The organism is Kitasatospora sp. NPDC056138 (assembly GCF_042264695.1).
Taxonomy (GTDB): domain Bacteria; phylum Actinomycetota; class Actinomycetes; order Streptomycetales; family Streptomycetaceae; genus Kitasatospora.
The window spans coordinates 16,698-43,551 of sequence record NZ_JBHJVK010000001.1; the positions used below are offsets into that span (position 1 = coordinate 16,698).

The 26,854-nt window shown below is 72.2% G+C and carries 20 protein-coding genes; 10 read left to right on the plus strand and 10 right to left on the minus strand.

What is annotated here, in order from left to right:
• Positions 1 to 221: 221 nt before the first annotated feature.
• Positions 222 to 494 carry a WhiB family transcriptional regulator gene (locus tag ACFC1R_RS00070; RefSeq protein ID WP_045305688.1) on the minus strand — a complete coding sequence of 91 codons (273 nt, stop codon included), beginning with the start codon at positions 492 to 494 and terminating at the stop codon, positions 222 to 224.
• Positions 495 to 1,173: 679 nt separating this feature from the next.
• On the opposite strand from ACFC1R_RS00070, the gene ACFC1R_RS00075 reads away from it, so the two are divergent.
• From ACFC1R_RS00075 to ACFC1R_RS00085, 3 genes are all read left to right on the plus strand, one after another.
• Positions 1,174 to 1,842, plus strand: a complete 669-nt coding sequence (locus ACFC1R_RS00075; protein WP_375930186.1) for a cysteine dioxygenase family protein — start codon at positions 1,174 to 1,176, stop codon at positions 1,840 to 1,842.
• A 132-nt stretch (positions 1,843 to 1,974) separates the two neighbouring features.
• Entirely contained in the window at positions 1,975 to 2,982 is a 1,008-nt protein-coding gene (gene cofD / locus ACFC1R_RS00080; RefSeq protein WP_375930189.1) for a 2-phospho-L-lactate transferase, read from the plus strand.
• On the plus strand, positions 2,979 to 4,268 hold the full coding sequence (locus tag ACFC1R_RS00085) for a coenzyme F420-0:L-glutamate ligase (RefSeq protein ID WP_375930192.1): 1,290 nt from the start codon (positions 2,979 to 2,981) through the stop codon (positions 4,266 to 4,268). The genes cofD and ACFC1R_RS00085 overlap by 4 nt, the downstream gene beginning before the upstream one ends.
• 183 nt (positions 4,269 to 4,451) lie before the next feature.
• Here the strand turns inward: ACFC1R_RS00085 and ACFC1R_RS00090 are convergent, their stop codons facing one another.
• Together ACFC1R_RS00090 and ACFC1R_RS00095 are read right to left on the minus strand one after the other, a co-directional pair.
• Positions 4,452 to 5,360, minus strand: coding sequence for a DNA-3-methyladenine glycosylase family protein (locus tag ACFC1R_RS00090; protein WP_375930195.1), 909 nt, complete (start codon positions 5,358 to 5,360; stop codon positions 4,452 to 4,454).
• A gap of 188 nt (positions 5,361 to 5,548) precedes the next feature.
• A complete protein-coding gene (locus ACFC1R_RS00095; protein ID WP_375930198.1) occupies positions 5,549 to 6,718 on the minus strand; it encodes an N-acetylmuramoyl-L-alanine amidase in 1,170 nt (389 codons plus the stop codon).
• A 104-nt stretch (positions 6,719 to 6,822) separates the two neighbouring features.
• On the opposite strand from ACFC1R_RS00095, the gene ACFC1R_RS00100 reads away from it, so the two are divergent.
• The 4 genes from ACFC1R_RS00100 to ACFC1R_RS00115 all read left to right on the plus strand — a co-directional run bounded on the left by ACFC1R_RS00100 (position 6,823) and on the right by ACFC1R_RS00115 (position 12,702).
• Positions 6,823 to 7,614, plus strand: a complete 792-nt coding sequence (locus tag ACFC1R_RS00100; RefSeq protein ID WP_375930201.1) for a TIGR03089 family protein — start codon at positions 6,823 to 6,825, stop codon at positions 7,612 to 7,614.
• Positions 7,615 to 7,750: 136 nt separating this feature from the next.
• Positions 7,751 to 9,127, plus strand: a complete 1,377-nt coding sequence (locus tag ACFC1R_RS00105; protein ID WP_375930204.1) for an LCP family protein — start codon at positions 7,751 to 7,753, stop codon at positions 9,125 to 9,127.
• 137 nt (positions 9,128 to 9,264) lie between these two features.
• Positions 9,265 to 10,923 (plus strand): LCP family protein, encoded by a 1,659-nt coding sequence (locus tag ACFC1R_RS00110; protein ID WP_375930207.1) that lies wholly within the window; start codon positions 9,265 to 9,267, stop codon positions 10,921 to 10,923.
• Between the two features lie 141 nt (positions 10,924 to 11,064).
• The gene (locus tag ACFC1R_RS00115; protein ID WP_375930210.1) at positions 11,065 to 12,702 is read left to right on the plus strand and encodes an LCP family protein; all 1,638 of its coding nucleotides are present in this window, start codon (positions 11,065 to 11,067) and stop codon (positions 12,700 to 12,702) included.
• 178 nt (positions 12,703 to 12,880) lie between these two features.
• Here ACFC1R_RS00115 and ACFC1R_RS00120 read toward each other — a convergent pair whose 3' ends face one another.
• A complete protein-coding gene (locus tag ACFC1R_RS00120; protein WP_375930213.1) occupies positions 12,881 to 13,492 on the minus strand; it encodes an acyltransferase in 612 nt (203 codons plus the stop codon).
• A gap of 185 nt (positions 13,493 to 13,677) precedes the next feature.
• Positions 13,678 to 14,721 carry a glycosyltransferase family 2 protein gene (locus ACFC1R_RS00125; RefSeq protein ID WP_375930215.1) on the minus strand — a complete coding sequence of 348 codons (1,044 nt, stop codon included), beginning with the start codon at positions 14,719 to 14,721 and terminating at the stop codon, positions 13,678 to 13,680.
• 199 nt (positions 14,722 to 14,920) lie between these two features.
• Here ACFC1R_RS00125 and ACFC1R_RS00130 point away from each other — a divergent pair, with 199 nt between their 5' ends.
• Positions 14,921 to 16,573, plus strand: a complete 1,653-nt coding sequence (locus ACFC1R_RS00130) for an LCP family protein (RefSeq protein WP_375930218.1) — start codon at positions 14,921 to 14,923, stop codon at positions 16,571 to 16,573.
• Between the two features lie 209 nt (positions 16,574 to 16,782).
• Here the strand turns inward: ACFC1R_RS00130 and ACFC1R_RS00135 are convergent, their stop codons facing one another.
• From ACFC1R_RS00135 to ssuE, 3 genes are all read right to left on the minus strand, one after another.
• A complete protein-coding gene (locus ACFC1R_RS00135; RefSeq protein ID WP_375930221.1) occupies positions 16,783 to 19,347 on the minus strand; it encodes an ABC transporter permease in 2,565 nt (854 codons plus the stop codon).
• Between the two features lie 11 nt (positions 19,348 to 19,358).
• Positions 19,359 to 20,147 carry an ABC transporter ATP-binding protein gene (locus ACFC1R_RS00140; protein ID WP_375930224.1) on the minus strand — a complete coding sequence of 263 codons (789 nt, stop codon included), beginning with the start codon at positions 20,145 to 20,147 and terminating at the stop codon, positions 19,359 to 19,361.
• Between the two features lie 273 nt (positions 20,148 to 20,420).
• Positions 20,421 to 20,999: an NADPH-dependent FMN reductase gene (gene ssuE / locus ACFC1R_RS00145; protein ID WP_375930227.1), complete on the minus strand. Its 579-nt coding sequence runs from the start codon at positions 20,997 to 20,999 to the stop codon at positions 20,421 to 20,423.
• Positions 21,000 to 21,448: 449 nt separating this feature from the next.
• Between ssuE and ACFC1R_RS00150 the strand changes: the two genes are divergently transcribed.
• Positions 21,449 to 22,792 (plus strand): LCP family protein, encoded by a 1,344-nt coding sequence (locus ACFC1R_RS00150; RefSeq protein WP_375930230.1) that lies wholly within the window; start codon positions 21,449 to 21,451, stop codon positions 22,790 to 22,792.
• Positions 22,793 to 22,856: 64 nt separating this feature from the next.
• Here ACFC1R_RS00150 and ACFC1R_RS00155 read toward each other — a convergent pair whose 3' ends face one another.
• Together ACFC1R_RS00155 and ACFC1R_RS00160 are read right to left on the minus strand one after the other, a co-directional pair.
• Positions 22,857 to 24,020, minus strand: a complete 1,164-nt coding sequence (locus tag ACFC1R_RS00155) for an acyl-CoA dehydrogenase family protein (protein ID WP_045306354.1) — start codon at positions 24,018 to 24,020, stop codon at positions 22,857 to 22,859.
• Between the two features lie 113 nt (positions 24,021 to 24,133).
• Complete coding sequence (locus ACFC1R_RS00160) at positions 24,134 to 25,288, minus strand: LCP family protein (RefSeq protein WP_375930234.1); 1,155 nt, start codon at positions 25,286 to 25,288, stop codon at positions 24,134 to 24,136.
• Positions 25,289 to 25,511: 223 nt separating this feature from the next.
• Between ACFC1R_RS00160 and ACFC1R_RS00165 the strand changes: the two genes are divergently transcribed.
• Complete coding sequence (locus tag ACFC1R_RS00165; RefSeq protein ID WP_375930237.1) at positions 25,512 to 26,852, plus strand: UDP-glucose dehydrogenase family protein; 1,341 nt, start codon at positions 25,512 to 25,514, stop codon at positions 26,850 to 26,852.
• Positions 26,853 to 26,854 lie beyond the last annotated feature (2 nt).

The window sequence follows — 26,854 nt, forward strand, 5'->3', positions numbered from 1 at the left end:
GCCGGATGCCGGGCATCCGGGTGGCCCACCACACTAACGGCTCCCGATGGCGGGATTGCTCCCGGAGTCTGTGCAGACGGTGTTCGGGGAATGCGAAAGCGCCCCACCGTCCCGGTGAGGCGCTGGCAGAACTGCTGTGACGGACCCGGCCGGTACAGCGGTGGTCGCGGTGGAGGTCGTGTCCGTGGCGGTCGGCCCGGAGTGCTGCGCTGGCGGTGTGCTCAGACCGCGCTCTTCTTCAGCCGACGGCGCTCGCGCTCGGAGAGGCCACCCCAGATTCCGAAACGCTCGTCATTTGCGAGCGCGTATTCGAGGCATTCCGAACGGACTTCGCAGGCGAGGCAGACCTTCTTGGCCTCGCGGGTGGATCCACCCTTCTCCGGAAAGAACGACTCCGGATCGGTCTGGGCGCACAACGCCCGCTCCTGCCAGCCGAGTTCTTCTTCTTCCTCTTCGATGCCCGCACCGATCAACAGCTCAAAGAGCTCGCTCATTTGGCGCGCCTCCTCTGCCCCTTTTGGCGTCCCCGTGGTGTTGCCGTTGCCTGGAGCGGCGGAACGACACGAGTGAAATTACATGTGCGTCACTCTGGCCCAGTCAAGCCGAGCTCTGGTATTGGGCCCAGGATTCACTCCCCGGAACCAAGGCACTACGACAAGTGTACATATCCGGACATTCGGAACCTACTGCTCCGATAGCCATCAATCGCCCGGAACCACCCGTCCGCTGACTCACGGTCAACACGGAGTGCCGCGGACCCGACCATCCCCTCAAGGGGGGGACGCGGCGCGCAACCGCCTGGTTGCCGGGTCATTCGGCTGCCTTCCCGGCGATCTTCGCATCGAAACATAGAGGGTGATTTATCACTCCATCTGGTGGTTCATTGCGAGTCTGTCCCATATGTCGGATGACTCGGGTTGACACTGTCGACCCTCTTGCGGTCTCCTTGCACCCATGTCGCAGTTCGCCATCCCCCGGAGCGCCCGCCAGGCGTCGCTCCGCCGTGCCGCGAACTCGCTCTGTTGTCGCCTCTGTTCCTGCTGTATCTAGGCGCCCGCGTCCCACCGCGCGCCGCCCAGCACGAGCATCGAGGCCGCCCGCGACGACAGTCCCCCTGCTTCCTCCGCGGATCCGGCTGATCCCCAGACCACGACCAGCCGCCCAAGGAATCCCATGCGAATGCCGCGCATCCGCAAGCGCAACCGCGACCGCAGCAAGCCCGCCCGCCACCACCTGGTCCGGGTCGCCCCGCCACGCCGCGCCGACACCTCCCACCAGTCCGGGCACGCCCTCCCCAGCTGGGCCGACGGCCTGAGCGACGTCTCCATCGCCGGCGACCCGCTCGCCTTCCCCCACCTCGCCCGCACCGACCTGCCCCGGCACCCCACCACCGTGGCCGGGTACGCGCGGCTCGTCCGCGAGCTCGCCGCCGACCGCGACCGCTGGGCGCCGCTGGTCAGGTACGACGCGCTCACCCGCTGGTACGCCCGGCTGGAGACCGGGCCCGGGTACGAGGTCTGGCTGCTCAGCTGGCTGCCGGGTCAGGGCAGCGGCTTCCACGACCACGGCCGGTCCTCCGGTGTGATGACGGTCGTCCAGGGCGAACTGGTCGAGCGCTCCCTCACCCTCCCCCAGCCCGCGACCGAGGGCGCCCCTGCCGGCGAGGGCGTCCGCACCCTCCGCCCCGGCGGTCAGCGCGTCTTCTCCTCCGGCTATCTGCACGAGGTCGTCAACACCTCCCTCGAACCCGCCGTCAGCATCCACCTCTACTCCCCCGGACTGGTCGAGATGAACCAGTACACCGACACCCGGGCCCCGGAGCGGCAGCCCGAGATCCGCTGACCCCGGCCGCCCCCCCCGGGGGCGGGGCGCGGCGGGCCGCAGGGAACCGGGGCTGCCGAACCGCCGCCTCCCCGCCCCCGGGGAGGTCGTGCGGATGCGGTGGAGCGTCAGAGGTCCTGGCAGGATGGGGCCATGCGCATCGTGGCACTGGCAGGCGGGATCGGCGGGGCGCGCTTTCTGCGCGGGCTGAAGGCGGCCGTCGCCCCCGGGGACGAGATCACCGTCATCGGCAACACCGGCGACGACATCCACCTCTACGGTCTGAAGGTCTGCCCCGACCTCGACACCGTGATGTACACCCTCGGCGGTGGCATCCACGAGGAACAGGGCTGGGGCCGGACCGACGAGACCTGGTCCATCAAGGCGGAGATGAAGGAGTACGGCGTCGGACCCGAGTGGTTCGGCCTCGGCGACCGGGACTTCGCCACCCACCTGGTGCGCAGTCAGATGCTCACCGCCGGATACACCCTGAGCCAGGTCACCGAGGCGCTCTGCGTGCGCTGGCAGCCGGGCGTCCGGCTGCTGCCGATGAGCGACGACCGGGTCGAGACCCATGTGAAGATCACCGACGAGGCCGGTACCCGAGCGGTCCACTTCCAGGAGTACTGGGTCAGGCTGCACGCCGCCGTCGACGCCGAGGCGATCGTGCCGGTCGGCGCGGACACCGCCAAGCCCGCCCCCGGTGTGCTCGAAGCCATCGCCGCGGCGGACGTGATCCTCTTCCCGCCGTCCAACCCGGTGGTCAGCATCGGCACCATCCTGGCCGTCCCCGGTATCCGGGAGGCCATCGCCTCGGCCGCCGCGCCGGTGGTCGGGCTCTCCCCGATCATCGGCGGGGCACCGGTGCGCGGGATGGCCGACAAGGTGCTCGCCGCCGTCGGCGTGGAGACCACCGCGGAGGCGGTGGCCGGGCACTACGGGCACAGGGGTGCGGCCACCGGCACTTCGGCCCACGACGCCGGACGGCCTGCGGGCCTGCTCGACGGATGGCTGGTGGACACCGCGGACGAGGCCGCCGTCCCCGCCGTCGAGGCGGCCGGGATCACCTGCCGGGCTGTCCCGTTGCTGATGACCGACGTCGAAGCGACGGCCTCGATGGCCCGCGCCGCGCTGGAACTGGCCGAGCAGGTCCGCAGGTGATCCGGCTGCTGCCGGTCACCGGACTGCCCGAGATCGACGCCGGTTCCGACCTGGCCGAGCTGATCGCCAAGGCGGGCGGGTTCGAGGACGGCGACATCCTGGTGGTCACCTCCAAGGTGGTCAGCAAGGCCGAGGGCCGGATGCTCCAGGCCGCCGACCGGGAGGCCGCGATCGACGCGGAGACCGTCCGGGTGGTCGCCCGGCGCGGTCCGGTCCGGATCGTGGAGAACCGCAACGGCCTGGTGATGGCCGCCGCCGGGGTGGACGCCTCCAACACCGCGCCCGGCACGGTCCTGCTGCTGCCGGTGGACCCGGACGCCTCGGCCCGCCGACTGCGCGCCAGGATCCGGCAGCTGACCGGTCACCGGGTCGCCGTGCTGATCACCGACACCTTCGGCCGCCCCTGGCGCAACGGACTCACCGACGTCGCCGTCGGCGCCGCCGGACTGCCCGTCCTGGATGACCACCGGGGCCGCACCGACAGCCACGGCAACGAGCTGGCGATGACCGTCACCGCGACCGCCGACGAACTGGCCGCCGCCGCCGACCTGGTGAAGGGCAAGGCCACCGGCACTCCGGTCGCGGTCGTCCGCGGCCTCGGCCACCTGGTCACCGACGAGGACGGCGCCGGCACCCGCCCGCTGATCCGCCCGGCCGCCGACGACATGTTCCGGCTCGGCACCTCCGAAGCCGTCCGCGAGGCCGTGACGCTGCGCAGGACCATCCGTTCGTTCACCGCCGAGCCCGTCGACCCCGGCGCGGTGCGCCGCGCGGTGGCCGCCGCCGTCACCGCACCCGCGCCGCACCACACCACGCCCTGGCGGTTCGTCCTGCTGGAGACGCCCGGGGTCAGGACCCGGCTGCTGGACGCGATGCTCGCCGCCTGGCAGCGCGACCTGCGCGAACTCGACGGCTGGGACGCGGAGAAGATCGCCCGCCGGACCGCCCGGGGGAACGTGCTGCGTGACGCGCCCTACCTGGTCGTCCCCTGCCTGGTGATGGACGGCTCGCACGCCTACCCGGACGGGCGGCGGGCCGCCGCCGAACGCGAGATGTTCACCGTCGCGATCGGGGCCGCCGTGCAGAACCTGCTGGTGGCCCTGGCCGGCGAGGGGTACGGCTCGGCCTGGGTCTCGTCCACCATGTTCTGCCGGGACACCGTCCGCACCGTCCTCGACCTCCCCGCCGGGTGGGACCCGATGGGCGCCGTCGCCGTCGGCCGCCCGGCCGAGGCCCCGAGGACGCGGCCGGCCCGTACGGCGGAGGAGTTCGTCACCGTCCGCTGAGCGGGCCGCCGCCGGGGCTCGAACGGCTTGGAGGTGCAACCCCCGGGGCCTGAGGGGAGGCAACTCCCAGGGGCTGCGGGAGGGCCCTGGTGGGGTGGGCGGTGCAACCGACGGTGCCGGGGCCGGGCGCGCTCCGGTGCCCTCCGCATCCCGCGGTTCCCCGCGCCCCTGGAGAAGGGCCCTTCAGCGGCGGCGGTGGTCGTTCGGCGTCAGGCGAGGGCCGTAGCGGGGGGCGTGGGCAGTGGTGAGCAGGAGCAGGCGGCACAGGCGGTGGCGGTGGCCCGCGTAGGGGGCCAGGAGGTCGAGCATCTGCTCGTCGGTGCTGCGCGGACGTCCGGCGAGGGCCCAACCGACCAGGTTGGGGAGGTGGTAGTCGCCGACCGAGACCGCATCGGGGTCGCCGTTGCTGCGTTGCAGGGTCTCGGCCGCCGTCCACAGGCCGATCCCGGGGACGGCGGTGAGCCGGGCGAGCGCCTCGGCGTGGCCGAAGGCGGACGCCTCCTCCAGCCGGGGTGCCAGCCTGACGGCCCGCAGGATCGTCGCCGAGCGCTTGGGGTCCACCCCCGCGCGGTGCCACTCCCAGCTCGGGATCCGCGCCCACTCGCCGGCCGACGGCGCCACCCGCATCCCCTCCACAGGCCCCGGCGCGGGCGTGCCGAAGTCGCGCAGCAGCGTGCGCCAGGCCCGGTACGCCTCGTCGGTGGTGACCTTCTGCTCCAGGATCGCGGGCACCAGGGACTCCAGCACCAGGCCGGTCCGGCCCAGCCGCACCCCGGCGTGACGGCGCTGCGCCTCGCGCAGCGGCCCCGGCGGCAGCACCAGCCCGGACGGCTCGTCCTCGGCGCCGAGCAGGGCGGGCACCCGGTCGAGCAGCCAGTCGGCGCCCGGCCCCCAGGCCTGTGCCGTCACTTCGCCCGCACGGGCGGCGATCCGCAGGGTGCCGGGCCCGGCAGGCGTACGGGAGGCCCGCCAGATCGCACCGTCGCCGCTGCTCCGGTACGCGGGGTCGGCCGGTCCCCGGCGCAACGGGAGCAGGGTGCGGGCCAGGTCGAGCGGGTAGCCCGGCTGCCAGCGCCGTTCCGTTCCCGGCATGCCTGTCCACCGCCTCTCGCCCGACCGTCGTCGACCCGTTCCGGCCGCTCCCGGGCTGCGAGAGCTCGTGGTCCGGGGTTCTGAACGATACGCGCGAGGCCGGGCGGCTCCGACGGCCGGTACGGGCGGGGAAGCACGACGGCCGCCCGGAGGCGGCCGGGGTGGCACGGGACGGCGCGCCCGGCGGCTCACCTGCCCTGGAGGTGGGCGGCGGTGGAGCGGATGCCGGGGAGGCGGGTGTAGAGCTCGTCGCCGGGGCAGTCGGTGACGAAGGCGTCCCGGTGGCCGGAGATGGTGTTGAAGCCGACGGACTGGCCCTTGGGGTAGCGGCTGCTGTCGGAGGCGGAGACCAGGTTGGTGGTGCCCCTGGCGTCGACGTCGGTCAGGCCGAGCTTCCAGGCGGCGATCTTGGCGATGCCGTCCAGCTGGTCCTGCGGGACGGACGCGTCGGTGTAGGTGCCGATCGCGGCGACCCCCGAGCTGTTCGCGTTGAAGCCGAGCGTGTGCGCGCCGAGGACCGGCTGGTCGACCCCGCCCGCCCGGCCCTCGTAGACGGTGCCGCACTTGTCGACCAGGAAGTTGTAGCCGATGTCGCGCCAGCCGTTGGTCTTCACGTGGTACTGGTACATCGCCCGGATCAGCTTCGGGGAGTCCGCGCAGGTGTACCCGTTGGCGGTGTCGGTGTGGTGGACGAAGACCGTCCTGGCGTTGCCCGTGTACACAAACCCGGCCTGGCGCAGCGACTCGTCCGCGCCCCAGCCGGAGCGGGTGACGATACCCGGGCGGGGTGCACCGTGCGCCGCCCGGCGTGCGGGAGCCCCCGGCCGCGTGGCCGCGGCCCTGCCGGGGTCGGTTCCGGGGTCGACCAGTTCGGCCCGCAGTCCGGCCGGCAGCGGGCCGTCCTCGGCGGTGGCGCGGACGGCGATGGCGTCGCTCGGTCCGACCCAGAACGGGGCGGTGGCCCCCCGGCTGGAGTGCTCGGCGGGGTCGGGCCCGTCCTCGGAGTCGGCGGCGAGCCGGTACCAGCCGCTCCACTCTCCGGTCGCCGCGCTGCGGGTCCTGACCTCGACGCTACCCGCAAGAGTGACCCGTGGGTCGTCCCAGCTGACGCCGACCAGCGCGAAGGAACCGGTGCGGCGGGCCTGGATCTCACGTGTCTCGCCTGCTCCGGACGGGTCGGCCGACCGCGGTCCGGCCGGTGTCCCGCGCCGGGCGTCCGTCCCCGGCGGGGACGGCACCAGTGGCAGGGTGGTGATGCTCCCCGGCGCCGGGCGGGCCGCGACCGGGACCGCGCCGGCGGGCGGGGCGAGCAGGGCGGCAGCGGTCGCGCCGAGGGCTGCGAGGAGAGAGATGCGCATAAAGGGGATATTGGGGGCAAATCACTTCTGACGCCATGCCACTGGTCAAGGTGGCGCCTCCCCCTCTCGGGGGCTTACCGGAAGGTCGTAGGCTGGACGGCACCATGACTGCGCCTTTCGCTGCCGACGCCCGCACCCCCGCCGAGCTGCTGCACGCTTACCTGCGCGCCGGGGCCTCCGATGCGGATCCCTCCCGTCCCCTGGTCACCTTCTACGACGACGCCACCGGTGAGAGAGTCGAGCTCTCCGCCAAGACCTTCGACAACTGGGTGGCCAAAACCTCCAACCTCCTTCAGGACGAACTCAACGCCGGGCCCGGCGACCGGGCCGCCCTGCTGCTGCCCGCGCACTGGCAGAGCGCCGTCTGGCTGCTGGCCTGCTGGTCGGTCGGCGTCACGGCGGTACCCGGCGGCGACCCGGCCACTGCCGACCTGGTCATCAGCGGCCCGGACGGCCTGGAGGCCGCCCAGGCCTGCACCGGTGAACGGGTCGCCCTCGCCCTGCGCCCGCTGGGCGGCCGCTTCCCGCAGCGCCCGGACGGCTTCCTCGACTACGCCGCCGAGGTGCCCGGCCAGGGCGACCGCTTCGCCCCGTACTCCCCGGTCGACCCGGACAGCCCGGCGCTGGAGACCACCGTCGACGGCCTGCCGCTCAAGCTGACCGGTGACCAGACCGTCCAGCTCGCCCGCGAGGGCGCGCTGCGGCTCGGCCTGGGCCCCGGCAGCCGGGTGCTCAGCACCCACTCGTACCAGGACTGGGCCGGCCTCGAGGCCGGTCTGCTGGCCCCGCTGTCGGTCGGCGCCTCGGTGGTGCTCTGCCGGAACTCCGGCGATCTGACGGCAGCCCAGTGGGACAAGCGGATCGAATCCGAACGGGTGACTCTGCGTCTGGGCTGACCCCGCCCGCCCGGCCACGTGGGTAGGCATCCCCGACATGGCAGCGGATGACCCCAGAGACGACCCCGGTACGGATGACTCCGGCGAGCGCCCCCCGACCTCGAAAGGCGGGGGGCGCCGCCGATTTCTGCTGATCGTGTCCGGTGCCATGGCCCTCCTGCTGCTCACCGCGGGAGCGCTGGCCTGGCTGGCGTACCGCAAGCTGGACGGCAACATCGGGACGGACGACGTCACCGGCCGACGGCTGCAGAGCGACGAGCCGAACCGGCCCAGCCGGGACACCCGGGCCGGGCAGGCGCTGAACATCCTGCTGATCGGCAGCGACTCCCGGGCCGGTGCCAACGCCGCGTACGGATCGGACGGCACACCGGGCTCGGACAGCGGGCAGCGCTCGGACACCACGATCCTGCTGCACCTCTCGGGTGACCGGCAGCACGCCACGGCGGTGAGCGTCCCGCGGGACGTGATGGTGACGGTGCCGCCCTGTCAGCTGCCCGACGGCAGCCGCTCGGCCACCCGGCTCATGCAGTTCAACTGGGCCTTCGAGCTCGGCGGACCGGCCTGCACCATCCGGGCCGTGGAGAAGTTCAGCGGCATCCGGATCGACCACCACCTGATCCTGGACTTCACCGGCTTCAAGAAGATGGTGGACGCCGTCGGCGGCGTGGAGGTCTGTGTGCCGAGGCCGATCCACGACCGGGACGCCAAACTGGACCTGGCGGCCGGGCGGCAGACCCTGCACGGCGAACAGGCGCTGGGCTACGTCCGGGTCCGCGAGAGCCTGGGCAACGGCAGCGACACCGAACGGATGGCGCGCCAGCAGCAGTTCCTGGCCTCACTGGCCCGCAAGGTTCAGTCCCAGGGTGTGCTGCTCAACCCGGTCCGGCTCTGGCCGCTGCTGGACGCCGCGACCTCCGCGGTCACCGCCGACCCCGGGCTGAGCAAGCTGAGCGCGCTCTACGACCTGGCGGAGGACCTGCGCAACATCCCTCCGGCGAACCTGGCACTGCTCACCACCCCGCGCCGCCCGTACCCCGGCAACGCGGACCGGGACCAGTTCGTCCAGCCGCAGACCGACCAGCTGTTCGCCGCGCTGCGCGAGGACCGGCGGGTGGCGGTGAGTCCGTACGCGCCCGCGCCGACCAACACCGCCACCGTGCCCCCCGGCGCCACCACGGCCCCGGCCGCCACCGCCGACGCCGGGGGCGGTCTCCTCGACGACGGGGCGGACAGCGGCGCCCCGCGGACGAGCCCCGGGCCGAGCCTCGGGGTCACCCCCGGCGCCGGGGTCCGGGCGAGCAGCTCCGCGAGCGGTCCGGTGACCCCGGGCGCGAACCTGGTCGCGGGCAGCGAGGACGGCACGGCGTCCAGCGCCGGCCCGACGGCGGGCGGCTCGCCCTCCGCGCCCCCCGGATCCTCCGGTGCGCCGTCAGCATCGGGCAGTGCCGTCCCCGCAACGGGTCCGACCCTGCAGGGCAGCACCGCCGACCGGGACCTGTGCAGCATGCACTGACGCCCCGGCGGACGGGTCCGCCGACGACAACCCGGCTCCGACGTACGGCAGTTCCATCCGGCTTCGGTCGGCATCCACCCGGACTGCCTTGTCCGCCAAGGGCGTTCGGCTGCGGCGGCTCGTCTAGGGTGTGCCAGGTGAACAGCGGAAACCGGTACAGTCGCGGCATTTCGAACGAAACTCCGCACGAGGTCGACCCTGCCGACCAGTGGGTGCTCGACCCGGCCACCGGAGAGTTCCGGCTGGACCTGGAACGCCGTCCGCCCACCCTGCCGCGACCCCGGACCGGGGAGCCCGCCGAGGCTACGGGCCGACGGTCCGACGACGGCCCGCCCGGTGGCAGAGCCAGCCGCCGCCGCTCCCGGGCAGGCTCGCACGGCAGCCGACGCGCCCTCAGATGGACGGCGGGCGCCGGCTCGCTGGCCCTGGTGGTCGGCTGCGGCGGCGCCTTTCTGGCGTATCAGCACTTCAACCGGAACATCTCCGCGGTCGAGGTGAACCTCGGCGACGAGGCCGACCGGCCGGCCGGCGCCACGGACGCGCTGAACATCCTGGTGATCGGCACCGACAGCCGCGAGGGCCTCGGCCGCGACTACGGCGACGAGGGCAGCTCCGGGCACGCCGACGCCACCCTGCTGTTCCACATCGCCAAGGACCGCAGCAACGCGACGGTGATCAGCATCCCGCGCGACCTGCTGGTGCGGATCCCGGACTGCCGGAACGGCACCAGGAAGATCCCGGGCGAGAGCCGGGCGATGTTCAACACCAGCCTGGGCCAGGCCGGCCGGGACCCGGGCTGCACCTGGCTGACCGTCGAGAAGCTGACGAACATCCGGGTCGACCATTTCGTGATGGTCAACTTCGAGGCGGTGAAGACCCTTTCGAGCGCCGTGGGCGGGGTCGAGGTCTGCGCGGCGAAGGACATCGACGACCCGGGCTCGCACCTGAGGATGACCAAGGGGCGGCACACCGTCCAGGGCGAGGAGGCGTTGGCCTTCGTCCGCACCCGGCACTCGGTCGGCCTGGGCGGCGACCTGACCCGGATCCCGCTGCAGCAGCAGTTCATCGGCTCGGTGATCCGCAGGATGAAGAGCAGCGACACCCTGACCAGCCCCACCAAGCTCTGGCGGCTGGCCGAGGCCGGCACCAGGGCGCTGACCGTGGACTCGCAGCTCAAGGGCATCGACAAGCTCAGGAACCTGGCCCTGGACCTGCGGCGGGTCAACCCCGGGAACATCACCTTCACCACCGTGCCGGTGATCGACGACCCCGAGCAGGAGGGCCGGCTGACGCTCCTCAAGCCCGACGCGGACCGCCTCTTCTCGCTGGTCGCGGCCGACCGCCCGCTCACCACCGCCGCCCACTCGCCGTCCGCCGGCCCTTCGGCGTCGAGCCCCCCGGACGCCGCTCCCGGCGCCCCGCGGATCGACCCGGCCGAGGTCAGACTCACGGTGCGCAACGGCACCGGACAGACGGGCCAGGCCGCAAGAGCCGTCACCGCGTTGCAGGGCCGGGGCTTCGACCGGGCCGCCGCAGGACGGGACGCCGAGGTGACTGCGACCAGTACGCTCTCCCACCCGCCGGGCCTGGCCGACCAGGCCGCCGCACTGGCAGCGGCACTCGGGCTGCCCGCGGACGCGGTGCGGGAGAACTCCCGGTACGGGCCGGCCGATCCGCTGGTACTGGTGCTCGGCAAAGACTTCACCAAGACGTCCGGTTCCGCCCCGGCGCCGACCGAAGCCCCGAAGAACCTCCAGCGGGTTCAGGCCGACGACACCGATGTGTGCGCCAAGTAACGAAGTGTTCTACCCACAGTCAAACTTCAATAAGAGTGACGTTCTGATCATGTAACAAAATTCAGTCCAGCTCGTGATGTCCGGTAGGTTCCCGTGAGGCGGCCGACGGGGGCCCGATTCACGAGAGGCAGCTGACCAGTCATGACCAACGTCGAGCCGATGTCCGGCGAGTCCTCAGCCGACTCCGGCATACCCGAGCTTGGCGGACGCACCTCCGCCCGGCAGGCGGCCCGACAGGGTGGGCGCAAGGGCGGCCGCCGCTGGATACGGATCACCGCGGCCACGCTCGGGTTGACCCTGGTGGCGGGCTGCGGCGCCGCGTACCTCTACTACCAGCACCTCAACGGCAACATCCAGTCCGGCAGCAAGAACCTCAGCGACGCCAAGGGCTCCAGGACCGCGCCCAACTCCGCCGGGCAGACCCCGCTGAACATCCTGCTGATAGGCACCGACAGCCGCGGCTCCGCTGCGGACGTCGCGCTCGGCGGAGCCGCCGACGACGCGGGCCGGCCCGGCCTCGCGGACGTCCAGATGCTGCTGCACGTCTCGGCCGACCGCACCAACGCCTCGATGATCAGCATCCCCCGCGACACCCTGGTGGACATCCCGACCTGTCACAGCGAGGACGGCAAGACCACCTACCCCGCCACCAAGCACACGATGATCAACGAGGCGCTGCCGCGCGGCGGCCCCGGCTGCGTGCTCGGCACCTGGGTCAAGCTGACCGGCCTGGACATCGACCACTACATGATGGTCGACTTCGCCGGGGTGGTGAACATGGCCGACGCGGTCGGCGGTGTCCCGGTCTGCGTCAACATGAACCTCTACGACCGCTACCAGCCCGGTGTCGGCGGCACCAACCTCAAGCTGCCCAAGGGCACCACCTACATCAAGGGCGAGCAGGCCCTGCAGTGGCTGCGGATGCGCGACGCCTGGGGCGACGACATCGGCCGCACCAAGGCGCAGCACCTCTACCTCAGCGCGATGATCCGGCAGTTGAAGAAGAACGGTTCGCTGAGCGACCCGGGCCGACTGATGTCGCTGGCCGAGGCCGCCACCAAGTCGCTGACCGTGGACAAGCCGATCGCCGACATCAAGAAGCTCTACGACCTGGGCAACGACCTCCGCTCGGTGCCCACCGAGCGGACCACCAGCCTGACCGTGCCGGTGGACACCGCACCCACTGATCCGGACCGCCTGGTGCTCCACAAGCAGGACACCGACCAGATCTGGAAGATGCTGCTGGCCGACACTCCGATCGACGGCAAGTCGCTCAAGGGTGGTGACGGTGCCTCGGGTGGCGCCTCGGCCAGCCCCTCCCCCAGCGGCACCACGGCGGCCGCGCCGGCTCGGGAGATCAACAAGAGCTCGGTCGCGGTCACCGTCCAGAACGCCTCCGGCGCCACCGCCCGCGCCACCGAGATCAGGGACGCCCTGGTCGAGGCCGGCTTCGGCAAGGCGACCGCGATCGGCGGCGGCGGCTCGGAGGAGAGCACCCAGCTCACGTACGGCAGCGGCCAGAGCGCCCAGGCCCAGGCGATCGCCACGGCGCTGGACCTGCCCGCCGACGCGCTCAAGGAGTCCGGCAGCAGCAAGACGCTCAGCCTGGTGATCGGCTCCGACTGGACCAGCGGCACCAGCTACCCGGCCTCGGGCGGCGCCTCCGGCAGTGCCAAGCCGGCGCCGAACAAGCTGCCGAAGTCGGTGGAGTCCACCACTGCGGACGACGAGAAGAGCTGCATGACCGTCAACCCGCAGGGCCACATCTACACCTACTGAGCCAAACCCGAGACGGATCCGGGCCGGCCGGGCCGGGACGCGCCGTCCGAGCTCGGCCGGGCCGGGCCCGGGCGCGCTCGGGCGGTTCGCCGGTGCGCCGGTGCGCCGGGCCGGATGACGCCCGGTCACGCCCGCGAGGTCGTGCGCCCGGAAGGTCGTGCGCCCGGCAGGACCGAGCCTAGGGCGCCTCGGTCAGCAGCCCGTCGGCCTCGACGTACTCCTCGCCGGTGCGCGGGCAGCGCCAGCGCCCGCCACCGGCGTCCGTCAGCGGCTCGCCGGCCCGGCCGACCCACTTGATCCGGCGGGCCGGAACCCCGGCCACCAGGGCGAAGTCCGGGACGTCCCGGTGCACCACCGCACCGGCCGCCACCAGCGCCCAACGTCCCACCGTCACCCCGGCGACCAGCACCGCCCGGCCGCCGACCGAGCAGCCCCGGCGAAGCGTCACCCCCTGGGCGTGCCAGTCCTCGCCGCGCTTCAGCTTGCCGTCCGGGTCGACCGAGCGCGGGTACATGTCGTTGGTCAGCACGGCCGCAGGGCCGATGAAGACGCCGTCCTCGATGACGGCCGGCTCGTAGACCAGGGCGTGGTTCTGCAGCTTGACCCGGTCGCCGATCCGGACGCCGGGGCCGACGTAGGCACCGCGTCCGATGATGCAGTCGGCACCGATCTCGGCCCCTTCGCGGACCTGCGCCAGGTGCCACACCGTACTGCCGGGACCGATCGCGGCCCGCTCGTCCACATCGGCACCGGACTCGATACGCACTGATGATCCATCAGAAATCGCCATGCCGCCGAACATAGCGGCCCACGCCCCAACGGGAGGGCGATACCGGGCAGTTCATGTCCCGAGTGGTGCGCGCCCGCCGGACACGGCAGAGGGGCGCGGGGAACCACGCGGCCAAACCTGCGACTTCCTCGGCAGGTTGCCCGCGCGATTGCCCGCGCCCCTGGGGGAGTGACCCCGAGTGCGGATTACTTCGGGTTGGCCGCGGCGCTGCCCATCGGCGTCGGACGCTTGCTGTCGATGACCCGGCGGGCCAGCGAGCGCGGCGAGGTGAGGAAGCCGAAGCCCCAGCTCATGTGCATGGTGGCGAGTGCCACCGGCAGCTGGATCCAGGCCTTGGCGGAGAGCCCGCGCCCCTCGACCACCGAGCCGCCGAGTATGCCCAGCAGGTAGCCGCCGGGCACCACCAGGAAGGCGGGGTGGACGGCCGCCCCCAGCACCAGGCCGGCGACGACGCCGAACAGCGCGGCCGGCGGGGCCAGGTAGCGCAGGTTGACCGAGCCCTTGTGGTAGCGGGTGACCACCCGGCGCCACCGGCCGTAGTCCTTGTACTGCTTGGCGAGCGCCCGCACGCTGGGCCGGGGCCGGTAGGTCACCCGCAGCTGCGGGGTGAACCAGATCAGCCCGCCGTCCTGGCGGATGCGGTAGTTGAGCTCCCAGTCCTGGGCGCGGATGAACTCCTCGTTGTAGCCGCCCTGCTTCTCCAGCACCTCACGGCGGAAGACGCCCAGGTAGACGGTCTCGGCCGGACCGGCCAGGCCGCCGGTGTGGAAGGCCGCGTTGCCGACCCCGATCTTGGAGGTCATGGCGGCGGCGACCGCGTTCTCCCACTCGGTCTCGCCCTCGGCGTGCATGATGCCGCCGACGTTGGCCGCCTCCATCTCGCCGAGCAGGCGGACGGCGGTGTCGACGTACCCCGGGGTGAGCAGCCCGTGGCCGTCCACGCGCACCACTATCGGGTGGCGGGAGCCGCGGATCGCCGCGTTCAGCCCGGCGGGGGTGCGACCGGTGGGGTTGGGCACGGTACGGACCCGGGGGTCCTCGGCGACCAGCTCGGCGGCGATCTCGTCCGTACGGTCGGACGAGGGGCCCAGAGCGATCACCACCTCCAGGTCGCCGGCGTACTCCTGCTCCAGGATGTGCCGGACCGCGGTGCGCAGGTGACGTTCTTCGTTGAGCACCGGCATGATCACGGAGACCGCCGGCAGCTCCTCAGCAGCCTTGGTGTTCATCGTGGCCAACCGTACCGGCGGCCCACCTTCGTTGTCAGGTTCGGGTTCGCCCGAGCGATCGTCCCGGCCGGTCCGCCCCGGCTGGTCACCCGGCCGGCCCGGTTTCCTTCGGCGCCATGGCGGAACGTTTCGCCTCCCTGTCCGCCCGCCTCGGCGCGCCCCCGACCGGCCGTGCGGCGGCGCGCCTACCATCCGAGAGATGGCCTCCTCAGCCCGCCGACCCCCCGCTCCGCCCGGCGCGGTCGCCGCCCGGTCCGGTCCGGCTCGGTCCGATCCCGCTCCGTCCGGTCCCGGCCGGCGCCGGGGCGGGCTCTGGCTGGCCGCCTGCGTGTCGGCGACCGTCCTGGCCACCTCCGGTACGGGTTGGGCGGTGCTCAACGGGGTCGGCAGCTCGATCGGCCGGGTGGACGCCTTCGCCGGGGCCGAGGACCGTCCCGACGACGACGGGGGCACCACCATCCTGGTGGTCGGCACCGACGACCGGGAGGGCATCCCGGAGGCCACCCTCAAGGACGTGCTGCACGCGGGCGGCGAGTCGTGCCACTGCACCGACACCATGATGCTCGTCCAGCTCGCCAGGGACGGCGGGCGAGCCAGCGTGGTCAGCATCCCGCGTGACTCCTACGTCACGATCCCGGCGCACCGCGACCCCGCCACCGGCAGGCGGGTCCCGGCCGGGAAGGGCCGGATCAACGCGGCGTACGGGATGGGCGGCGCACCGCTCACCGTCCGTACCGTGGAGCAGAACACCGGCCTGCGGATCGACCACTACCTCCAGGCCGACTTCCTCGGCTTCGTCTCCACCGTGGACGCGCTGGGCGGGGTCGAGGTGTGCACCGCCAAGCCGCTGAAGGACGAGTTCGCGGGCCTGGACCTGCCCGCCGGGACGACCCGACTGGACGGCGCGGGCGCACTCAGGTACGTCCGCGCCCGGCATGTGGACGGCAGCTCCGATCTCGGCCGGATGTACCGTCAACAGCGTTTGCTGGCACAGCTGTTGCGCCAGGCGACCGACACCGGCACGCTGCTCAACCCGGGACGGCTCGGCCGGGTGGTGGACAGCCTGCTGAAGTCGGTCAAGGTCGACAGGGGGCTCTCCGCCGACGACCTGCTCGCCCTGGCCGACCGGCTGAAGGACCTCTCGGCGGCCAACGCGGACTTCGCGACCGTCCCGCTCTCGGTCGTCGACCACCAGGTCCCCGGCGTGGGCTCGACCGTCCTGTGGGACCAGCGCGCCGCCAAGGCCCTGTTCACCGCCGTACGCGAGGGCAGGCCGCTCACCGGGCCCCCGGAGGCTCCCACGGGGCCGTCGCCCGCACCGGGTACGGCGGGCGCATCGGGTTCAGCAGGCGCATCGGGTTCGGCGGGTTCGGCGGATGCTTCCGCCTCCCCCGGGTTGAGCGTGCAGCCCGGGCAGATCCGGGTGCAGGTGCTCAACGGGGCCGGGACGCCGGGACTCGGCGCCCGGGCGGACGGTGACCTGCGCAAGCTCGGCTTCGCCACCACTGGGACGCCGTCCAACGCCGATGGCATCGGCGGCGCGACCAGGACGGTGGTCAGGTACGACCCGCGCTGGGACGAGTCGGCACGGACGATCGCGGCCGCGCTGCCCGGTGCGCAGCTGGTCCGGACGCCGGGACTGGGGGCAACCCTGCTGGTGATCGCGGGCAGCGACTACCTGGGGGTGACTGCGCTGCCGGGTGCACCGTCGGCACCGGCGTCGGGGCCGGCATCGGCGTCGGCAGCGGCGTCGGCAGCGGGGCCGGCATCGGGACTGGCGTCGGGATCGGGCTCAGGTTCGGGTTCGCCGACCGTCTCGGCCGCCACGGGCAGCGAGATCGGGTGCCCGTGACCGGCACCCGGAACGGTCGGCAGGCCCGCAGTCGCCGGCAGCCGCGCAGCCGGCCAGGCAGCTGATCAGGCAGTCGGTCACGCAGCCGGCCGGGAAGTCGGTCAGGCAGCACCCGTCGGTCGGCGCTCCTGGAACAACGGGTGGCCGGGTGCTTGTGCACCCGGCCACCCGTTCCCCGATCCGGCCGCTCCCGGCCGGTCGCTGTGCGGTCAGTCCGTCGCGATCGCCGCGAGAACGTTCATCCGTCCGGCCCGGAAGGCCGGGAGCAGTGCGGCCAGCAGGCCGATCACGGCGGAGGCCAGCAGGACGACGACGATCTTCTCGGTCGGAATGGCCAGGGTGCTCAGCCCCCGGTCGGCGAGGACCCGCTGGGCGGTGATGCCCCAGGCCAGGCCGAGACCGGTGCCGAGCAGGGCGCCGAAGACCGCGATGACCACCGACTCCAGCCGGATCATCCGGCGCAGCTGACGGCGGGACAGGCCGATGGCGCGGAGCAGGCCGATCTCGCGGGTCCGCTCGACCACCGAGAGGGCCAGGGTGTTCACCACACCGAGGACCGCGACCACGATGGCGAGCAGGAGCAGGCCGTAGACCATGTAGAGCAGGGTGTTGACCTGATCCTGGACGATCTTCTTGTAACCGGCCTGGTCCTGGACGGTGAGCTGCGGGTACGCCTTGAGCGCCTCCTGCAGGGCGTCGAGCGTCCCAGCCTTGTCCGCGCCCGCCCCGGCCTTGCCGAACAACGCGGCGTCCTGCGGCAGTTCGGCGGCCGGGACGGCCTTGGTGACGGTGTCGAGACCGACGAACAGGTTGCCGTCGGAGAACGAGTTGCCCTTGGCGGTGATCAGGCCGAGCACCAGGCTCTGGGTGTGGCCCTGGCCGTAGTCGGCGGTGAGCCGGTCGCCGACCGCGAGGTGGTGCCGGGTGGCGAAGTCCTCGTCCACCGAGATGCCGCCGCCGGTGATCGTGGTGGCCGAGCCGGCCTTGGCGGGGAGCCGGAAGTCGTCGACGAAGGTCGGCGAGACGGCCGTCAGCCGGCTCTTGCTCGTACTGCCGTCCGGCAGGGTGAGGGTGGCGGCGAGCTCCTTCTCCTCGGTGAGGTGGGCGAGGCCCTTGGCGGACTTCGCGGCGCTCACCATGGCCGGGGTGAGGCCGTTCTGGTTGCCCTGCACGACGTAGTCGGCCCCGACGGACTTGTCGATCTGGGCATTGGTCGAGCTGACCATCGAGGAGGTGAAGACCGAGGCTCCGATGACCAGCGCCAGGCCGATCATCAGCGCCGCGGCGGTGGCACCCGTCCGGCGCGGGTTGCGCATCGCGTTGCGCTGGGCGAGGCGGCCGGACGGGCCGAAGAGTGCGGGCAGTACTGCGCCGAGCACCCGGATCAGGCCGGTGGCGAGCAGCGGGCCGATCACCACGAAGCCGATCAGCGTCAGCACCACGCCGAGGCCGAGGAACGCACCGCCGGTGGCGGCCTCGCCCGCCCGGGCGGCCGCGACCAGCAGGGCGGCGCCACCGGCCGTCAGCACCAGGCCGACGGCGGCGCGGATCCGGTTGGCCCTGGCCTCGGTCGGGGTGCCGTGGTCGCGCAGGGCGGACATCGGGGAGATCTTCCCGGCCCGGCGGGCCGGTATGAAGGCCGCCACCAGGGTGATCACGATGCCGACGGTGTACGAGGCGATCGGGACGGAGGCACCGATCTCCAGGGCGGCGGAGGTCAGGTTCATACCGACCGCGCTCATCAGCCGGATCAGCAGCATGGCCAGGCCGATGCCGCCGAAGAGGCCGAGCGTCGAGCCGAGCACCGCCAGGATTAGGGCCTCGACCAGCACCGATCCGTTGACCTGGCCCCGGCTGCCGCCGATGGCGCGCAGCAGGCCGATCTCACGGGTGCGCTGGGCGACCAGCATGGAGAAGGTGTTGATGATCAGGAAGCCGCCGACCAGCAGCGAGACACCGGCGAAGCCGAGCATGGCGTACTTCATGAAGTCGAGGAAGGAGCCGACGCTCTTGGCGTTCTCCGCCTTCTGCTCGGCCGCGGTCTTCAGGTCGAAGCCAGTGCCGACGGCGGTGGCGGCCTCGGTCCTGAGGTCGTCGTTGCTGCGGCTGCCGTCGCCGAAGACCTCGACCGAGGTGTAGGCGGTGGAGTCGAGCAGCAGCCGCTGGGCGGTCGGGGTGTCCAGGAAGGCGAGCGCCGCGCCGGGGTTGGTGGTCCTGAAGGTGGCGATACCGGAGATCTTGAGGTCGTAGCTGCCGGTCGTGGTGATCAGGCGGAGCGGGCTGTCCAGGCCGAGGCCGGCCTTCCTGGCGGTGTCGCTGTCCAGCAGGACCTGGCCGGGGCCCTGCGGGGCGTGGCCGGAGGTGATCTCCAGGGACTTGCGCGGGGTCTGGACCCAGCTGCCGGTGAGGGTCGGGGCGCCGCTGGTGGGGCCGACCGTCTTGTTGGTGGCCGGATCGACCAGGACGGTGCTGGACACCATGACCTCGCCGACCACGGACCCGACGCCCGGCAGGCCGGAGACCTTCTGCACGGTCTGGACCGGGACCGTCCTGACCTTTCCGCCGACCTGCTGGTCCGCGGTGTCGTCGCTGTGCGGGCGGACCGAGACGTCGGACGCCGTGGAGGCGAAGAGCTTGTCGAACGTCGTGGTGGCGGTGTTGGAGAAGACCAGGGTGCCGGAGACGAAGGCGACCGAGAGCACCACGGCTATCAGCGAGAGCGCCATCCGCCCCTTGTGGGCGAGGAAGCTCCGCAGTGAGGTCTTGAGCAGCATCGGAGGGCCCCTCAGCTGGTGCGCTTGCCGTCGAAACGACGCATGCGCTCAAGGACGGAGTCGGCGGTGGGGGCGTGCATCTCGTCGACGATGACGCCGTCGGCGAGGAAGAGCACGCGGTCCGCGTAGGAGGCGGCGACCGGGTCGTGGGTGACCATGACGATGGTCTGGCCGAGCTCGTCCACCGAGCGGCGCAGGAAGGTCAGCACCTCGGCGCCGGAGCGGGAGTCGAGGTTGCCCGTCGGCTCGTCCCCGAAGATGATCTCGGGGCGGGCGGCCAGCGCCCGGGCGACCGCGACGCGCTGCTGCTGACCGCCGGAGAGCTGGGTCGGACGGTGCTTCAGCCGGTCGGCCAGGCCGACCGTGGCCACGACCTGGTCCAGCCAGGCCCGGTCGGGTCTGCGGCCGGCGATGTCCATCGGGAGCGTGATGTTCTCCAGCGCGCTGAGCGTGGGGAGCAGGTTGAAGGCCTGGAAGATGAAGCCGATCTTGTCCCGGCGGAGTCGGGTGAGCTGACGGTCCTTCAGTCCGGTGATCTCGGTGTCGCCGATGAAGATCCGGCCCGAGGAGACGGTGTCGAGGCCCGCCAGGCAGTGCATCAGCGTCGACTTGCCCGAGCCGGACGGCCCCATGATGGCGGTGAACCGGCCCCGCTGGATGTCCACATCGACCGAGTCGAGCGCCGTGACCCTGGTCTCCCCCGCGCCGTACGCCTTGGTCAACTGCCGTGCGGAGGCCGCCGGAGCGGTCTCACCGCCGGGAAGCCGTGGGTCCTGTACGGCTGTCGCTGCCGTCGTCACTGGAGTCTCCTCGATCTGTGGTCCACCCGTTGACCCGAGCCTGACGCAGACCACCCGCCCGCCGACATGGTGCAGGCTTCCGTCTTCGTTCTCGGGTTGACCCCACCCCTGAGCTGCGGCCGGCGTTACCGCCGTCCGGTGGAGTGGGGAGATAAACACCACGTTAGGAGCGCCCCGCGAGTGAATCGTCATCCGCCGGGAGGAAGCCGGACGACGCCCGCTGTACGGGATGCGGGCCCCCTCCCCTAGGGGGCCTGGCCGCCCGTCTCGGGGTCAGCCCGCCAGGGCCGCTCCGGCGGCCGGTTCGGCGCTCGTACCGGTGTGCCGGTCCAGGGCGGCGGCGAAGGCGTCCACCACCGGTGTGAGCAGGACGTCCGTCTCCCGCTCGACGGCGGTACTGCCGTCCTCGCGGACCACGATGTGCCGGTCCAGCACGAACCAGCCCCGGGTGACGTGCTCGGCCCCCATCGAGGCGAGCACCGGGCGCAGCGCGTAGTCCACCGCGAGGACGTGGGCGGCCGATCCGCCGGTGGCCAGCGGCAGCACGGTCTTGCCCACCAGGGCGTACTGGGGCAGCACGTCCAGCAGGGTCTTCAGCAGGCCCGAGTAGGCGGCCTTGTAGACGGGCGTCCCGATCACCACGCCGTCGGCCCGGGCGAACAGCTCCAGGGCGCGGGCCAGCTCGGGGTGCGAGGTGTCGGCGGTGAGCAGCGCCTCGGCCGGGAGGCTGCGGACCTCGAACGGGACCACCCGGTGGCCGTGGGCGGTGAGGCGGGCGTCGACGTGGCGCAGCAGGCGGGTGGTGCGGGAGGCCGGTGAGGGGGAGCCGGAGACGGAGAGGACGGTGGCCATGGAGTTCACCTCGGGGCAGGGCACGGCGCAGGACCGGGCAAGGACGCCTGCCCGAACCGTCCCGACCACGGGAGTCAGGGGCGGCCGGAAGTCGGACGGAAGTCGGCCGGGCAGGCGGCCGGGCAGGCGGGAGCGGAAGGGGCGGGCGCCTCCGGTGCGGGCGCCGCGGCGGGAGCGAGGGTCGAACGGTGGCGAGCGGTCAGCCACGACACAGCGAACAGGACACCCGCAGCAGGTCGACGTGCCGCCGACGGGTGAGGATCCAGCGCTGTTCCATGCGCGCCATGCAAACACGCGTGCTCCGGACCGGTCAAGGATGGTCCCATCAGGTGAACACGGCGGTGACCATGCGGCGGAACCATCCGATGCGTGCATCAAATCTGCTACAAGCGGGCCGCTGGGCACCCCGGCCGCACTGCCGGGTACGGCTTTGGGGCATCCTTCCCCACATGAACACGTGGCAGGAGGACCGCCCGAGCGGCGGCGGCAGCTCGTACGGTCAGGGCAACGGCGCCGGCTCCTACGGTCGGGGCAGCGGCGCGGAGCCGCCGCTGCCGCCCTCGCTCAACCCGCGCGGGCCCGGCGCGCCCCAGGGTCCGCAGCCCGCGGCACCGCAGGGCGGCGGCTACGGCGCCGCGCCCGGGTACCCGCCGCGGCAGGGCGGGATGCCGGCCGCGGGCGTGCCCCGGCAGGGGGCGGTGCCCCCCGGTGCCGTGCCGTCGGGCCCCGTACCCCCCGGTTCCGTGCCGCCCGGTTCGGTGCCGCCGCCCCGGGTGGCGCCCGGGGGCGGGGCGAACCCGCGCTGGCCGCTCAGCCGGAAGATCAAGGTGACCGCGCTGGCGGTGGTCGGCGCGCTGCTGGTGACCGGGCTCGGCACCTACTTCTGGGCCGACTCCAAGCTCAACCACGAGAACACCCTGGCCTCGTACCCGGGCCGGCCGCCGGCCGGGAAGGGCACCAACTGGCTGATCGTCGGTTCGGACAGCCGGGACGGGCTCACGGACGCGCAGAAGGACTCGATGCACACCGGTACCGACACCGGCAAGCGCAGCGACTCGATGATGGTCCTGCACATCGGGGACAGCGGGAACACCCTGATGAGCATCCCGCGCGACTCCTGGGTGCCGATCCCGCAGCACCTGAACACCAACGGGAACGGCAAGACGATCCCCGCCACCACCGCGAAGATCAACGCGGCCTTCAACAACGGCGGCGGCCAGTTGCTGGTGCAGACCATCGAGACCAACACCGGCATCCACATCGACCACTACGCCGAGATCGGCTTCGCCGGGTTCGTCGGCATCGTGGACTCGGTCGGCGGTGTGAACATGTGCATCGACAAGGACATCTCGGACCAGGACTCGGGCCTCAACCTGAAGGCCGGCTGCCAGACCCTGAACGGCACCCAGTCACTGGCCTTCGTCCGGCAGCGGCACCAGATGGCCGACCAGGACCTGGGCCGGATGCGCAACCAGCAGAAGTTCCTCTCGTCGCTGGGCAAGCAGGCGTCCTCCCCGGCCACCCTGCTCAACCCGTTCACGCTCTACCCGATGATCAGCTCGGGCCTCGGCACCCTGATCGTGGACAACGACACCGGCCTGACCGACCTCGGCTCGTTCTTCCTGGCCATGAAGGGCGTGTCCGGCGGCAGCGGGAAGACCATCACCGTCCCGGTCGGCAACGCCAACTACCGCACCCCGGACGGCGAGTCGGCGCTCAAGTGGGATCCGGTGAAGTCCAAGGAGGTCTTCGACGCCTTCAGGAACGACACCCCGGTGCCGGACGTCAAGTAGCCCGCCGGGCAGCACTGAGGGCCCCGCCGACGCTCCGTCGGCGGGGCCCTCGCGTCGCCGGTGACTACGGCAGGTTGCGCGCCATGACGATGCGCTGGACCTGGTTGGTGCCCTCGTAGATCTGGGTGATCTTGGCATCGCGCATCATGCGCTCGACCGGGTAGTCGCGGGTGTAGCCGTAGCCGCCGAGCAGCTGGACGGCGTCGGTGGTGATCTCCATGGCGACGTCCGAGGCGAAGCACTTGGCCGCGGCGCCGAAGAAGGTCAGGTCGCCGTCCAGGCGCTGGGACTTGGCAGCGGCCGCGTAGGTGAGCTGGCGGGCGGCCTCCAGCTTCATCGCCATGTCGGCCAGCATGAACTGGACGCCCTGGAACTCGGCGATGGCCTTGCCGAACTGCTTGCGCTCCTTGACGTAGCCCTTGGCGTAGTCGAGGGCGCCCTGGGCGATGCCGAGGGCCTGCGCGGCGATGGTGATGCGGGTGTGGTCCAGCGTCTTCATCGCGGTGGCGAAGCCGGTGCCCTCGGCGCCGATGATGCGGTCGGCGGGGATCCGGACGTTGTCCAGGTAGACCTCGCGGGTCGGCGAGCCCTTGATGCCGAGCTTCTTCTCCGGCGCACCGAAGGAGACGCCCTCGTCGCCCTTCTCGACCACGAAGGCCGAGATGCCCTTGGAACGCTTCTCGGGGTCGGTCACCGCCATGACGGTGTAGAACTCCGAGACGCCCGCGTTGGTGATCCAGCGCTTCACGCCGTTGAGCACCCAGAAGTCGCCGTCGCGCTCGGCACGGGTCTTCATGCCGGCGGCGTCCGAACCGGCGTCCGGCTCGGAGAGGCAGTACGAGAACATGCCCTCGCCGCGCGCCAGGGCGCCGAGGTACTTCTGCTTCAGCTCCTCGGAGCCGGAGAGCTGCACCGGCAGCGAGCCCAGCTTGTTGACGGCCGGGATCAGCGAGGAGGACGCGCAGACCCGGGCGACCTCCTCGATCACCAGCACGGTGGCCAGCGCGTCCGCGCCCTCGCCGCCGTACTCGGTGGGGACGTGGACCGCGTGCAGGTCGTTGGCCTGCAGCGCGTCCAGCGCCTCCTGCGGGAAGCGGCCGTGCTCGTCGACCTCGGCCGCGAACGGGGCGATCTTCGCCTCGGCGAGCGAACGCACCGCCTCGCGGAGCATCTCGTGCTCGTCGCTGAGCCGGAACAGGTCGAAGTCCGCCCCTGAGTTGCCCGCCATCTGCCTCGCCCCTTGACCGTGTTAGTTACCGTTAAGTAGCAGTATTGACCCTCATTCTAGGCTCGCTCCCTGTCTACCCCGTACGTGACGTCCACGACACCCCCGCCCCGCGGTCAGCGGACGCTGTCGCCCAGCACGTCACCACTGGTGCGGTGGGCGGCGAGGTACTCGCTCATCCGGTCGTTGCGCATGGCCTCCCAGAGCGGGGCCGCCGCCTGCCGGTCCAGCTTCACCGCGGACTGGCCGTCGATGGTCGCGAAGCCGCCGAAGGGAGCGTTCATGAAGCTCACGTCGCCGACGCGCAGGCTGCGCATGCTCCAGGCCAGGTCGTACAGGTCGCTGTTGCTCAGCTTGTCGTCCACGCTGACCACGTCGCCCACCGACTGCAGCAGGCCGCCGAGCCTGGTCGGGCTGGAGAGGGTGCCCGAGTTCATGGTCTGCTTCATCAGGGCCCGCAGGAAGTTCTGCTGACGCTTGGTGCGGTCCAGGTCCCCGTTGGGCAGGCCGTGGCGCTCGCGGACGTACTGGAGGGCGGTGTCGCCGTCCATGTGCTGGGTGCCGGCGTCCCAGTGGCGGGCGCCGCCGACCGCCTCGATGGTCTTGGGGATGGTGATGTCCACACCGCCGACCGCGTCGGTCAGCGAACGGAAGCCGTCCCAGTCGATCACCGCGACGTGGTCGATCCGGATGTCGGTGAGGTTCTGCACGGTCTGGACCATCAGGGCCGGGCCGCCCCAGGAGTACGCGGCGTTGATCTTCGCCTGGCCGTGGCCGGGGATGTCCACCCAGGTGTCACGGGCGATCGAGACCACCGAGACGCTCCTGCGGTCGGCGGCTATGTGCATCAGCATCATGGTGTCGCTGCGGGCCGCCCCCTCCTTCCAGGCCGGGCCCTTGGCCTCGGACCCGGTGGTCGGCACGTCCGAGCGGGCGTCCAGGCCGACCAGCAGGAAGGTCATGCCGCTGTGCGGAACGGCCTGCGGCTGGGCGGACTCCGGGAGGGTCGGGAAGGCGTTCGGGATGCGCTGCACCGAGGAGGCGTAGTGGTTCGCCGTCCAGTAGAGCGCGCCGACCCCGCTGCCGAGCACCACCAGCAGGGCCACCAGCGCCCAGAGCAGCACCCGCCGGGTGCGGCGCCTGCGCCCGGCGCCGGCCGGCTCCGCCGGCCCGGATCCGTCGGACTCCGCTGCGGACCGGTCGTCGAACAGGCTCAGGTGGGCGGGTTGCTCCGCGACCGGGTCGTGCTGCGTGTCGTCCTTCGAATCCATGCCGGGCATTCTGCCGCCAGTCACACGGATTCCCGTCATCGGAACGGCAGTTCCGGGCGGTCCGCAACCACGCGGGAACAACATCGTTACCGACCGGCGGCCTGCCGCTCCCGGCGCCCGGCGAGGACCGCTGCGGAGCCCGTCCGGCCGCCGGATACCATCGACCCCTGCGGCCGGACGCAGACCTGCACGGTTCCGGCACACCTGACATAAGGGGAAGCGCGTGACCCTCCGCATCACGGTGATCGGCACCGGTTACCTCGGCGCGACGCATGCCGCCTGCATGGCGGAGCTCGGCTTCGAGGTGCTCGGCCTGGACATCGACCCGGAGAAGGTCGCCGCCCTGTCCGCCGGACGCGTGCCGATGTACGAGCCGGGCCTGGGCGAACTGCTGCTCAAGCACGTTGCCGGGCAGGAGGGTTCGACCGGGCGGCTGCGCTTCACCACCTCGCCGCAGGAGCTCGCCGACTTCGGCGACGTGCACTTCATCTGCGTCAACACCCCGCAGAAGAAGGGCGAGTTCGCGGCCGACATGTCCTACGTGGACGCCGCGCTCGACTCCATCGCGCCGTACCTGACCCGGCCCACCCTGGTGGTCGGCAAGTCCACCGTCCCGGTCGGCAGCGCCGCCCGCCTGGCCGACCGGCTGGCCGAGCTCGCCCCCGCCGGAGCCGACGCCGAACTCGCCTGGAACCCCGAGTTCCTGCGCGAGGGCTACGCCGTCGGCGACACCCTGCACCCCAACCGGCTGGTGGCGGGCGTGCGCAGCGAGCGGGCCGAGCAGCTGCTGCGCGAGGTGTACGCGACGCCGATCGCCGAGGGCGTCCCGTTCGTGGTCACCGACTTCCCGACCGCCGAGCTGGTCAAGGTCGCCGCCAACTCCTTCCTCGCCACCAAGATCTCCTTCATCAACGCGATGGCCGAGGTGTGCGAGAGCGCGGGCGCGGACGTGGTCCAGCTCAGCCAGGCGCTCGCCCACGACGACCGGATCGGCGCCAAGTTCCTCGGCGCCGGGCTCGGCTTCGGCGGCGGCTGCCTGCCCAAGGACATCCGCGCCTTCATGGCCCGCGCCGGGGAGCTGGGCGCCGACCAGGCGCTGACCTTCCTGCGCGAGGTCGACTCGATCAACATGCGCCGCCGCTCGCGGATGGTCGAACTGACCCGCGAGCAGTGCGGCGGCGGCTTCCTCGGCCGCCGGGTCGCCGTGCTCGGTGCCGCCTTCAAGCCCAACTCGGACGACATCCGGGACTCGCCGGCGCTCAACGTCGCCGGGCAGATCCAGCTGCAGGGCGCCCAGGTCACCGTCTACGACCCCAAGGCCATGGACAACGCCCGGAAGATGTTCCCCGGCCTGGCCTACGCGGACTCCGCACTGGAGGCCGTCGAGGGCGCCCACGTCGTCCTGCACCTGACCGAGTGGCAGGAGTTCCGCGAGCTGGACCCCGCCGAGGTGGGTGCCCTGGTCGCCGAGCGCCGGCTGGTCGACGGGCGGAACGTGCTGGACGTCCAGAAGTGGCGGGACGCCGGGTGGACGTACCGGGCGATGGGGCGTCCGGGCGAGTAGCG

Excerpts from the sequence above, each read along its gene's own strand:
- ACFC1R_RS00070 (WP_045305688.1), bottom strand. The coding sequence starts at position 494 with ATGAGCGAGCTCTTTGAGCTGTTGATCGGTGCGGGCATCGAAGAGGAA.
- ACFC1R_RS00075 (WP_375930186.1), top strand. The coding sequence starts at position 1,174 with ATGCGAATGCCGCGCATCCGCAAGCGCAACCGCGACCGCAGCAAGCCC.
- cofD (WP_375930189.1), top strand. The coding sequence starts at position 1,975 with ATGCGCATCGTGGCACTGGCAGGCGGGATCGGCGGGGCGCGCTTTCTG.
- ACFC1R_RS00090 (WP_375930195.1), bottom strand. The coding sequence starts at position 5,360 with ATGCCGGGAACGGAACGGCGCTGGCAGCCGGGCTACCCGCTCGACCTG.
- ACFC1R_RS00095 (WP_375930198.1), bottom strand. The coding sequence starts at position 6,718 with ATGCGCATCTCTCTCCTCGCAGCCCTCGGCGCGACCGCTGCCGCCCTG.
- ACFC1R_RS00100 (WP_375930201.1), top strand. The coding sequence starts at position 6,823 with ATGACTGCGCCTTTCGCTGCCGACGCCCGCACCCCCGCCGAGCTGCTG.
- ACFC1R_RS00115 (WP_375930210.1), top strand. The coding sequence starts at position 11,065 with ATGACCAACGTCGAGCCGATGTCCGGCGAGTCCTCAGCCGACTCCGGC.
- ACFC1R_RS00120 (WP_375930213.1), bottom strand. The coding sequence starts at position 13,492 with ATGGCGATTTCTGATGGATCATCAGTGCGTATCGAGTCCGGTGCCGAT.
- ACFC1R_RS00125 (WP_375930215.1), bottom strand. The coding sequence starts at position 14,721 with ATGAACACCAAGGCTGCTGAGGAGCTGCCGGCGGTCTCCGTGATCATG.
- ACFC1R_RS00130 (WP_375930218.1), top strand. The coding sequence starts at position 14,921 with ATGGCCTCCTCAGCCCGCCGACCCCCCGCTCCGCCCGGCGCGGTCGCC.
- ACFC1R_RS00135 (WP_375930221.1), bottom strand. The coding sequence starts at position 19,347 with ATGCTGCTCAAGACCTCACTGCGGAGCTTCCTCGCCCACAAGGGGCGG.
- ssuE (WP_375930227.1), bottom strand. The coding sequence starts at position 20,999 with ATGGCCACCGTCCTCTCCGTCTCCGGCTCCCCCTCACCGGCCTCCCGC.
- ACFC1R_RS00150 (WP_375930230.1), top strand. The coding sequence starts at position 21,449 with ATGAACACGTGGCAGGAGGACCGCCCGAGCGGCGGCGGCAGCTCGTAC.
- ACFC1R_RS00155 (WP_045306354.1), bottom strand. The coding sequence starts at position 24,020 with ATGGCGGGCAACTCAGGGGCGGACTTCGACCTGTTCCGGCTCAGCGAC.
- ACFC1R_RS00160 (WP_375930234.1), bottom strand. The coding sequence starts at position 25,288 with ATGGATTCGAAGGACGACACGCAGCACGACCCGGTCGCGGAGCAACCC.